General features: G+C 61.8%; 6 protein-coding genes. 1 reads left to right on the forward strand and 5 read right to left on the reverse strand.

What is annotated here, in order from left to right:
- Positions 1-869: hypothetical protein (locus QZY03_RS20655; RefSeq protein WP_295584143.1), on the reverse strand; the 869-nt coding region annotated here is incomplete at its 3' end.
- A complete protein-coding gene (locus QZY03_RS20660) occupies positions 820-2,085 on the reverse strand; it encodes an AAA family ATPase (protein ID WP_295584145.1) in 1,266 nt (421 codons plus the stop codon). The genes QZY03_RS20655 and QZY03_RS20660, both read right to left, overlap by 50 nt.
- Positions 2,086-2,174: 89 nt before the next feature.
- On the opposite strand from QZY03_RS20660, the gene QZY03_RS20665 reads away from it, so the two are divergent.
- Positions 2,175-4,211 (forward strand): fused MFS/spermidine synthase, encoded by a 2,037-nt coding sequence (locus QZY03_RS20665; protein ID WP_295584147.1) that lies wholly within the window; start codon positions 2,175-2,177, stop codon positions 4,209-4,211.
- 69 nt (positions 4,212-4,280) lie between these two features.
- On the opposite strand, the gene QZY03_RS20670 is transcribed toward QZY03_RS20665, so the two are convergent.
- The 3 genes from QZY03_RS20670 to QZY03_RS20680 form a co-directional block, all read right to left on the reverse strand.
- Positions 4,281-7,229 carry a type I restriction endonuclease gene (locus QZY03_RS20670; protein WP_295584148.1) on the reverse strand — a complete coding sequence of 983 codons (2,949 nt, stop codon included), beginning with the start codon at positions 7,227-7,229 and terminating at the stop codon, positions 4,281-4,283.
- Between the two features lie 154 nt (positions 7,230-7,383).
- On the reverse strand, positions 7,384-9,021 hold the full coding sequence (locus QZY03_RS20675) for an ATP-binding protein (RefSeq protein WP_295584150.1): 1,638 nt from the start codon (positions 9,019-9,021) through the stop codon (positions 7,384-7,386).
- Complete coding sequence (locus QZY03_RS20680; protein WP_295584152.1) at positions 9,018-9,938, reverse strand: hypothetical protein; 921 nt, start codon at positions 9,936-9,938, stop codon at positions 9,018-9,020. The genes QZY03_RS20675 and QZY03_RS20680 overlap by 4 nt, the downstream gene beginning before the upstream one ends.
- Between the last annotated feature and the right edge of the window lie 142 nt (positions 9,939-10,080).

Genomic DNA, 10,080 nt, shown 5'->3' on the forward strand with positions numbered 1-10,080 from the left:
CCCTGTCCGAGCGGATTCGCTACACCGAAAAAGTCGGCCACATCTTCAAACAATGCCCGAGCAAATGAAACGGACTGCGCACCCGACGCAACGCGGTGCCAGTCGAGTACCTTGAGCGCCTCGTTGCCGCCAAGGACCTCATCGTAGAATCCGCCGTTGCGCGCTACGAGATGCTCCAGATAGTGCTTGGGATGCCGCTCTTCGCGCCACCAGGGCATCGGGTTCGGGGGCTGTATTTTGCGTTGGTTTTCCGCCGTACAGTTTGGCAGCCACAGCGGATCTCGGCACTCGAAGTCCTCCAGGTCTTCCTTGACCAACAGGAGTTCGACGCCTGGCGCGCATCCGGCCCTTGTCAGTGCTTCCGGCTCGCCGAAAAAATACGCCTCCACCATTGGGCACAAAAGATGGAAGCTGCAACGCTCGCGGATGTTCTTGCGTAACCGCTGCTCGGCAGCCTGACTCAGTTTGCGGTCCTCGATCTCAATCTCCATGGCTCGCTGGAAGTGGTCGCAGACAACCTCCGGCTGGTCGATATTATGAAGCTCCAGATCATCGACGGCGATGACCAGATCGGCCGGATTCCCGTCCTCGCCCTCCGCTGCCTCGGCTATGACGCGACGTGCCAATGCCTTCATCGTTCCGCTTGGTGCGGCGGATGCAGCCAAGCGATGGGTCGTCGCCGCCGGCACCTTCTGGGCACGCAGCCACGCGACAGGATTGCCGTCGCCGTCCGTCGGCGGAAACCGGGCCGAGATGGATCCGGCGATGGCCTTGCGCTCCAGATCGCCCGTCACGACGAAACGAATCCGCTTCACCGCGTTACCCACATCCGCTTTCATCGTCGTTGCTGACGATCCCATCGTCCGCATACAGCTCGCCGAGCCGAAATTGCCGCAGCCATTCGGGATTCTTGAGCTCGCTCAAACGGACTGGAGCGGGCTCGGTCATGCCGTCCAGCACATAAACCTGCTCTGGCTTGTCGTTGAAAGCGTCCAGGAGCACAGGCGAGTGCGTTGTGAACACCACGGTTAGGTCGTTCCTGCGGGCCAACTGGTCGGCCAGGCGGACAAATAGCCGAATTGCATAGGGATGGAGCGAATTCTCCGGTTCGTCGATCGCGACGATACCGCCTTGCTCGGTAGCGGCCAGGTCGCAGAGCAATACGAGCAGCGCCAGTACGCCGTTGGCTTCGGAGCCCAGATGCGCGGGCATCTCGCTACCGGGACGATAGATCTGTGCCGCGATCGTGTTACCTGCCTCGACGAAATCCAGATCGGCAATGAGCCTGGGAAAGGCGGCCCTGAGACCGGTTAAGACGAAGTCGTAACGCCAGCGGTCTGGTCGACGCTGAAACCAACCGCGTAGCATCGTTATGGCATTCGTGCCTCGGCTGTCAAGCACCTGCGTATGCGCAATATTCGAGCCGCCGCGTAGGCTACAGATGTCAGGATCGTGAAAAATCCCCATCTTAATGATGGTGCTGATAAAGTCTGGGACTACCGGATCGAGGGGGCTCAAAAACGAGAGATGACTCCCCCCCGTGTCGCCCCGGAACAGCTCGGTTACCCCATCGTGCAGCGTCGCCTCCGCAGAAATCGTTAAGCCCTGTACGGACACCAGTCGCAGGCAAAGGTCCAGATTGCCGATCCGAATGCCGATCTCGATCGGCTCATGCTCGGCAGCAACGCGGTTCTTCAGATCGAAGTATCCACCGAATGCCAGATTCACGGCCTCGGCAGGATCTCGATGCACGGCGAGACGCAGGAACTTCAGCGCTTGCAATACCGTGCTTTTCCCCGCTCCATTGGCACCGACCAGCAGACTGACTCCGCGTGGGCTCCATTCAAGGGAGCGGAGCGCGCGGAGATTCTTCGCGTACAGGGTGAATGTGCTCATTGGCTTCAAAATGGAATGGTGAATGGTCGGGCGGTCGCCGCGGGCGGACTGGCGCAAGTTTGACACAGAGCCGGGGAACTGGGGATCGCCGTTCTTGAGATCCACGGCCACCGCCCAGTCGCACTCCAGCAGACCGGCGGCGGCCAGCGCCTCGCACAGCAGGGTGCCGGCCCTAAGGTGCGACACCATTTGCCGCCCCCCAGCCAATCGGCTAGCCTGTCCGGCCGGGCGCCTTGGGTGCCCGCAGCCCTCCAAACAACACGGAACCGACGCCGCCCATGCACAGTTCAGGTTCGAAGCTGCTCTTCGCCGGCACCATCTTTTCCAGCGCCTTTCTGCTTTTTCTGGTTCAACCGCTGATCGCCAAGCAGATTCTGCCGTGGTTCGGCGGCTCGGCGGCGGTGTGGTCGGTGTGCATGGTGTTCTTCCAGGTCACGCTGCTCGGCGGCTATGCCTATGCGGACTGGGTGTCGCGCCATCTGGCGCCGCGCAGGCAGGTGATGGTGCATGTCGCGCTGCTCGCGTTGAGCCTGACCCTGTTGCCGATCGTCGCCGGGTCCGACTGGAAGCCGAGCGGCAATGAGGACCCGACCCTGTGGATATTGGGTCTGCTGCTGGCGACCATCGGGCTGCCCTATTTCCTGCTCTCGACCACCGGGCCGCTGATCCAGTCCTGGGTGGCGCGCAGTCTGATTGGGGCTCATGTTTACCGTTATTTCTCGCTGTCCAACCTGGCCTCACTGCTGGCGCTGCTGAGCTACCCCTTCCTCATCGAACCGCGGGCGACACTGCTACACCAGGCCTATGCCTGGTCCGGGGTCTATGCCCTGTTCGCGATCCTGTGCACCGGCTCCGCCCTGTATTTCATGCGCCACATGCACCGCCTGCCGCCCGAGGTCCATGCGCAGACCCATGAGGCCGAAGGCGATTGGGATCCGCGACCGCGCGACTATCTGATGTGGCTTTCACTCTCGGCGATGGGCTCCTGGCTGTTGCTCGCCATCACCAACCACATCACGCAGAATGTCGCGGCCATCCCCTTTCTGTGGCTGCTGCCGCTCTCCATCTATCTGTTGACGTTCGTGCTATGCTTCGAGAGTGACCGCTGGTACCGGCGCGGCCTGTTCCTGCTGCCCACCGCCGCCCTGCTCCTGGTCTGCGCCTATGGGCTGCAGGACAGCACCATCGGGGTCAACATCAAGGTGGCCATCCCGCTCTATGCCGCGGGTCTGTTCTTCTTCTGCATGTTCCTGCACGGCGAACTGGCGCAGATGCGTCCCGGACCGCGCTATCTGACCCGCTTCTATCTGATGCTCTCACTGGGCGGCGCCCTGGGCGGGATCACGGTCGGGCTGATCGCTCCGCGCATCCTGCCGGCTTACTACGAATTGGGCATCGGCCTGGGCATCACCGCCCTGCTGGCGCTGGTGTTGCTGCGTCCGTCCCGCCCGCTGCAAGTCGGGGCCGGCGTGCTGGCCGGGCTGTGCGCCTGGTTCCTGTATGTGCAGATCGCCGACGACTTTGCCGACACGCGGCAGATCGCGCGCAATTTCTACGGCAACCTGCTGAGCCTCGATGCCCAACGTGAGGACCCGCGCGACAACGTGCGCCAGCTCTATCACGGCTCCATCAAACACGGCGAACAATTCCTGGCCCCCGATCGGCGGCAGCAACCCACCACCTACTATGGCCCGACCTCAGGCGTCGGACGGGCCATCGCCCACACCGATCCGCACGATAAGAAGGTGGGCCTGATCGGTCTGGGGGCCGGCACGCTCGCCGTCTACGGGCGGCCGGGAGACACCTATCGCTTCTATGAGATCAACCCGCAGGTGATCGCCCTGGCGCAAACCGAGTTCAGTTTCATGGGCGACAGCCAGGCGCAGGTCGAAACCGTCCTGGGCGACGCCCGGCTCTCACTGGAGCGCGAGGCGCCCCAGGGATTCGATGTCTTGGCGGTCGATGCCTTCTCCGGCGACTCGGTGCCCGTCCACCTGATCACAGCGCAGGCGATGGACCTGTATCTGCGCCACCTGGACCCGGACGGCATCATCGCCTTCCATCTCACTAACCGCTTCCTGTGGCTGCCGCCGGTGGTGGCCGAGATCGCCCGCACCAAGGGGCTCAGCACCGCGTTGATCCATGATGACCCGGACGGGCGCAGCCTGCGCCGGACGGATTGGATGCTGGTGGCACGTAACCCGGCCGTGCTGGAACAGGAGGGGATCCGGGAGGCGGCGACGGCGCTGGAGCCTGTCCCCGGATTGCTGGCCTGGACGGACGACTTCAATAATCTGTTTCAGATTCTGAAGTAGCCGCAGGCCGGATGATCGCCTGGCCCGGCGTATTCCCATCGAGTCGCCGGTGCAGCGGATGCCGGGGCATCAAGCCGCCATGCTGAAAGCCCCGCTCACTGACTGTTGCCAGACGTGCCGGTAAACAACCGCCGCCGCAGCTTGTTTGTCCTCGTCCGTGAAAGGCGGCGACGGCAGATCCCGGTAGAGCTGGTCCAGGATGGTGGTTTCCACCTCGGCTTGGGTCTGCTCCTTTTCGGTCCAGCGTTCCAACGGTGCCAGCAATCTGCGTAGCGAGGCCAACAGCGCCCGGCTCGCCTGCTTGACCGTTTCGCGCTCCGCCTTGCCGAGATTGTCCTTGCGCAGCAGGTCGAAGAGGGCAAGCTCATCTTCGCTCAGGCCCTCTTCGGCGGCGCGCCGCTGCTCCTCATCAAGGCCGTCGAGCAACTCGGTCAGCTTGGCGAAGGTCTCCTCAATGGTCACCCGGTCCTTTTCGCGGTTGTAGTCGGCGATGATCTCCTGGTAGCGCTTGTAATAGTCCATCCGTTGCGGATTGCGCTTAAGCATCTCGGCGAGCTTCTGCTCGACGAGTTCGCGGATGTCCTTCAGTACCGTCGCCTTGCGCCTGACCTTCTTCGCGAACTCGGCGCGGAGTCGCTCCAGATCGATCTGGCTGAGGTCGAAGGTCAACCCTTCGGCCTGGTCCGCGCCCGGCTCCTGGGTGCGGATGGCCTGGTTCACGATGCGGTGCAATGCCTTCAACAGATCCGTGACATCCGCGGTATCGCGTCGCTCAGTGAGTTTCTTGTAAATGGCCTCGAGGTTATCGTGGCGCTCGGCATAGGTGAAGGCCGCCGGTTCCATCAATAGCGCCCTGAAGCGGGCAAAAACCTGCCGGGCCAGGATCTCAAAGCGCCGTTTGGACTCGTCGCTGGTATAGACGGCGTCTACCGCATCCGCAATCCCCTTGATGCGGGCGAACCCCTGAGCGCCGAGCAAGGACGGCATCTTGAAACCCAGACCGCGGATATGGGCCTCGGTCGCCCCGATGGCCTCCAGCAGCGCCTGCACCCGCTCCTCGATGGGGGCGACGATCGCCTCATCACCCGTGCCTTCATCACCAAGCGCATATTGGGCGAGCGCCGCGCGCAGGCTCTTGAGCATGCCGTTGTAGTCGACGATCAGCCCGAAATCCTTCCCGGGGTAGCGCCGGTTGGCGCGGGCGATGGCCTGCATCAGAGTGTGAGCCTTCATCGGCTTATCGATATAGAGCGTGAACAGGCACTCCACATCGAACCCGGTCAGCCACATGGCGCAGACGATGGCGACGCGGAAGGGATGGTCAGGATTCTTGAACGCCGTCTCGACATCTACCCGCTTGCCGTCGGCCGTCTCGAAACCCTGTTTCATCAGCGCCCGGTGCGGGATGATGTCGAAGTCCCATTTCTTGAAGTCGGCGACCTCGTTTTGCCCCTCGCTGATGATGATCCCGATAATCGTCTCGTCGAGCCATTGGGCTTGCTCCATCAGCCGATCACGTTGCGCATACAGCCGCTGCCGGAGATCCGGATCGGTCGCCGTCTTGAGGTCCGCTTGCCTGGCCTCCGCTGCGCGGCGCACGGCTGCCGCCTTGGCCTGCCAGCGCGGCAGAATCCGCTGCTGGACGCGGGCGCAGGTGATCTTGTCGATGCACACCAGCAGCGACTTGCCGGACGCCCAACGGGTCGCGCAATGCGCGACGAAGTCGTCGGCGATGTAGCGATGGTTCTCCTTGAGCAGTTGCTCCAGATCCTTCCCGGTGCCGGCCCGCGGCGTCCGCTCGTCCGCCACCCCACAACCGACGAAGGTCCGGTAGATCTGGTTGTCCAGGTCGTTACGGTCCGTCATCAGCACGAAGGTGAAATTGCCCGGCACGCGCCGACGTACCTTCTCGGTGAAGAAGGCCATCGAATACGACTTGCCACTGCCCTGGGTATGCCAAAACACACCCAGCCGGCCGAGGTCCGCATGCCGGAGTTCGAGCAGCTCGATCGGACCTTCCGGGAGGTATGAGGCCGCCTCTTCGGCGGCCTTCTGAAACTGCCGGGGTTGAAGGGGCAGCTCGATAACCCGGCTGCGCAGTCGCTCGCCAGGCGGAAACGCACGTTTCAGCGCCTCTTGCCGAATGACCGCATCGACCGCGAGATTCACCCCCAGGACCTGATGATTGCTCGCGATAATCTTGCGGACCGCACCTGGCTTGCTGGCATCGAACAGGATGAAGTTCTCCACCAGATCGAGCAGCCGCTCCTTGGCGAGCATGCCGTTCAGCAGAACCTCGGCATCCACACTGCCTTGGTCGCGCTCGTCCTGGCGTTTCCACTCGGCGAAGTGCTCCCACTCGCTGGTGATAGAGCCATAACGCGCCCGATGCCCGTTGCTGACGATCAGGAAGGCGTTGTGATGGAAGGCATGGGCGATGACATGCTCATCCAGATAGTCGCGCAGGTTCCCTTCGAAGCCGGCCCGGATGTTCTTGTAGACCGCCTTGTGCTCAAAAAAGACCAGCGGCAGACCGTTGACGAAGCAGATCAGGTCGGCGCGACGATTGTAGTTCGGTGTGCGCCGCCCCGTGATCTTCAGCTCACGCACGCACAGGAAACGGTTCTCCTTCGGCCGGCGGAAATCGATGACCCTCGCGTAGCCCTGGCGCGCCTGGCCCTTCGCGTCCCGATAGCTGACCGGCACCCCGTCGCGGATGAAGCGGTAGAACGCCTGATTGAGCTGAAGCAGCGAGCGGCTGAAGTCTTGCCAGGTCAGCTTCTCGATGGCCTGGTTGACGGCCTGCTCCGGCAGTTCCGGGTTGAGCCGGACGATCGCCGCGCGCAGATCGCGAACCAGGACGACCTCTGTCGTGTCGTTGCGCCCGAGCGTCCCGTCCGGCCCGAAGGTCTCTTGATTCCAGGCGTAGAGACTGTCCCAACCCAGCACCTCATGCAAGTAATCGGCGAAGGTCTGTTGGACCAGGCGGTCTTCACTGTTGATGTCGGTCAGCGCCATCGGACTTCTCCTAACGGACATTTCAGCGGACTCTAAAGGACACTCACCAACCTTTGTCCTTTATAAATACCCTTTATCATCAATATTTTAAGCCGTCATCGCCAGGTTCCACAGAGGGGCGATCATGACGGATTCCCCAAACCTGTCCTTTAGGTTACCCGTCGGCCAGTCGATACCGACGCCAGCGTTTCTCGCCCTCATGGATGACCTGACCCGCTTCCACCAGTCCATCCAGCGCGCGCTTAACCGTCTTAGCGGAAATCTCCTCACCGATCCGACGGTTGATCTCCGGGCTGGACGATTCGGGGTAGCGGCCCAAGTCCTCCAGGATCAACGCCTTCAACCGATGCGGTGTAATCCGAGTTAAGGTCGTTCGATCGTCGAGATGTGTCTGGCGTAACCAATCCGGCGCAACGAAGTACCGTGTCCCAGAGGTCTTTCCGGTCGTTTGTACCAGGCCCCATTCGAGGAGTCGACCCAGCCAGAGCGCCAGCGGCTCAAGGGTCTCCGTCTCAAGCACGTTGGCCAGCTCGCGCGCCGGCATGCCTTCGGTTTGCGCCAGGGCACCGAGGGTAATGCGCTCGCGCTGAGTCAACTGAAAACGCGCATCGGCTTCGGCCATCAATCGGATGACCTCCGGCTTCAGGATGCGCCGATGGATGGTCACCTTGACCCAATCCGTGCCTTCCTCGATCAGCGGCGCCGGTCGGCCCTGCGACAACAGCCGGTCGTACATGAGATCGAACCCGCTGCCCTCGCGCTCCATCAGCTTCAGGTCGTGAAAGACCCGCGCCAGACCTTCGTTGCGGCGACGGCTGGCATGCAAGATGTTGCGCGGGGTGACGCCCAAGGGCAGCCGGCCGGGGTTGACCAACTCCAGGCGGTCCGGATGCAGGTTCAGATAGATGTCACCCTGCTGGGTGTAGGGCCGATGTACCAGGGCGTTGACCAGCAGCTCGCGCACCACTTTTTCGTCGTAGGCTGGCACGCTATGGCGAAACATCCCCTCCGGAATTTCCTGGCTCTCGCGAAAATCAGAGATTTCCTGCCAGAGGGCATCGAGCAGATCCACGGGCGACAAGGTGTAGTCGTCCCAGACCCACTTGTTGATCTTCTGACCCAGCTCGTCGTACTTGATTGCCTGCACCAAGGGCGCGGTGCCCAAGGTCCGCCGCTCAGCCGTGGCGCCGAGCAGCAGGACGCCGAGCCGCGTCAGCGTTGGCCCTTGAGCAAGCCCGTAATGGGTCAGCAGCTCATCCGGCCCCTTCTCCTTTACCGAGGGCTTGACCCGATCCGATTCGCGGATTGCCCGCACGAAATCGGCGAGCCGGACAGGATCCGCCGCGGTGTGTGCGACACCGGAGTCCATCGACTCCCAGGAGCGGCCCGGCCGCTCGTTGGCCAGGCGCAGCACGTCATCACCCACGATCGGTTGACAGCTATCGCCCACTCGCAGGAAGTAACGCCCATCTGTGGTCGAGGCGACGCTCGGCGAGCGGTCGACCAGCAGCTCGATGAATTCGGCACCGTTCGCGGCCTGCTGCACGCTGGGCAACGTCTGGACGTTCACCGTCAGCTCGCCGATCCGTTTGCGCAGCCGATCGAGCAGCCCCGGTGGAATCCCTTGTCCGGCAGGCGGCTCCGTCTCGTCATCTTCGATCCCGATCAAGAGCCGACCACCCTGGCCGTTGGCGAAGCAGACGCAATCCTTCGCCAGCGCATCCCAATCGGCGGTCTTGCCGGTGATGATGCGCAGCGACTTGCGGTCGGTATGCTGGTCTTCCAGCGTCATACGGCAATCTCGCCGCTCATGAGGGGGGGGAGGAGGAGGTCGCGGGCGGTGCGGAGTTTCTTGTTCTGTAACGCCAGGTTCTCACCTTGTTGGAAAAAGGATGCGGCGTGATCGCCGAATCGCCGCATTAAATTTTCGGTCGGCAAAACGATCTGGAACGCTGAAACCATTTCTTTCGTTAATGCCTCCCGCGTTGAGCCTTTCTGAGCGTAGCTTAAGATCTGCCGTTTTCGTTCGTCACTATTGATCGCCTTGTGAACGAAAAACGGATTTGCTGCTATAGGATCGACTCGGATGATCATAACGTGCTGGTTGACCCGAGCGGGAAGTAATCGGCCTGGAGCCATGCAGCAGCGTGCTACCGAAGCTCCCGTTATATTCAATAAAATATCCTTCGACTCGACTGTAACTCCAGAAAGAGCAGTGGCATGCTCTTCACTCACAAATGCAAGACCATCCTCAGAGAAATCGTCATCATAGACGTTCATACTGCGGATAAGTGGTGTACCCTCAGCAACGTAGATTGAATCCCCACCGCGTGGTGTAAATCCGCTCCCGATCTTGGTGGCTATTTCACCAAGCATCTTGCTGCGCCACCCCTCCGGCACACCGTCGATGATGCGAGTATGCTCGTAGCCGGGGAAATGCAGTCGGACGAACCACTCACGGTAGAGCTGCCGCGCCACATCCTCCAGCAGCACCATTCGCCGGCGGTTGTTTTCGATCAGATCGTCGTAGGTGCAGAGGACCGAGGCGATTAAACCTTGCGTCACAACATCCGGAACGCGCACCTTCAATTCGTGCAAGACATTGCGATCAACACCAGGCACGGCCGCTTTGTCGCTTTGGCAATCGCGGAGCGCATGCTTTAGAAAGTAGGCAGCAAACCGAGGATGCGTCCCTTTGAAATCGACCACATAAACTCGACTTTGGCCATTTTTGCCTGAGGCCGGGCGCTGTGCACGGGTGGGCTGGACCAGGGCCGGCGGCTCCTGCGGAGGTGGCGGCAGCGGGAGACCGGCGGTATCGTCTGAAGTCGACCAAAACACCAGCCGTCAC

It is taken from the genome of uncultured Lamprocystis sp., from assembly GCF_903933125.1.
In the GTDB taxonomy this organism is placed as follows: Bacteria; Pseudomonadota; Gammaproteobacteria; order Chromatiales; family Chromatiaceae; genus Thiodictyon.

Bases quoted from the DNA above. Each gene is read 5' to 3' on its own strand.
- QZY03_RS20670 (WP_295584148.1), bottom strand. From the start codon at position 7,229: ATGGCGCTGACCGACATCAACAGTGAAGACCGCCTGGTCCAACAGACC.
- QZY03_RS20660 (WP_295584145.1), bottom strand. From the start codon at position 2,085: ATGGTGTCGCACCTTAGGGCCGGCACCCTGCTGTGCGAGGCGCTGGCC.
- QZY03_RS20675 (WP_295584150.1), bottom strand. From the start codon at position 9,021: ATGACGCTGGAAGACCAGCATACCGACCGCAAGTCGCTGCGCATCATC.
- QZY03_RS20665 (WP_295584147.1), top strand. From the start codon at position 2,175: ATGCACAGTTCAGGTTCGAAGCTGCTCTTCGCCGGCACCATCTTTTCC.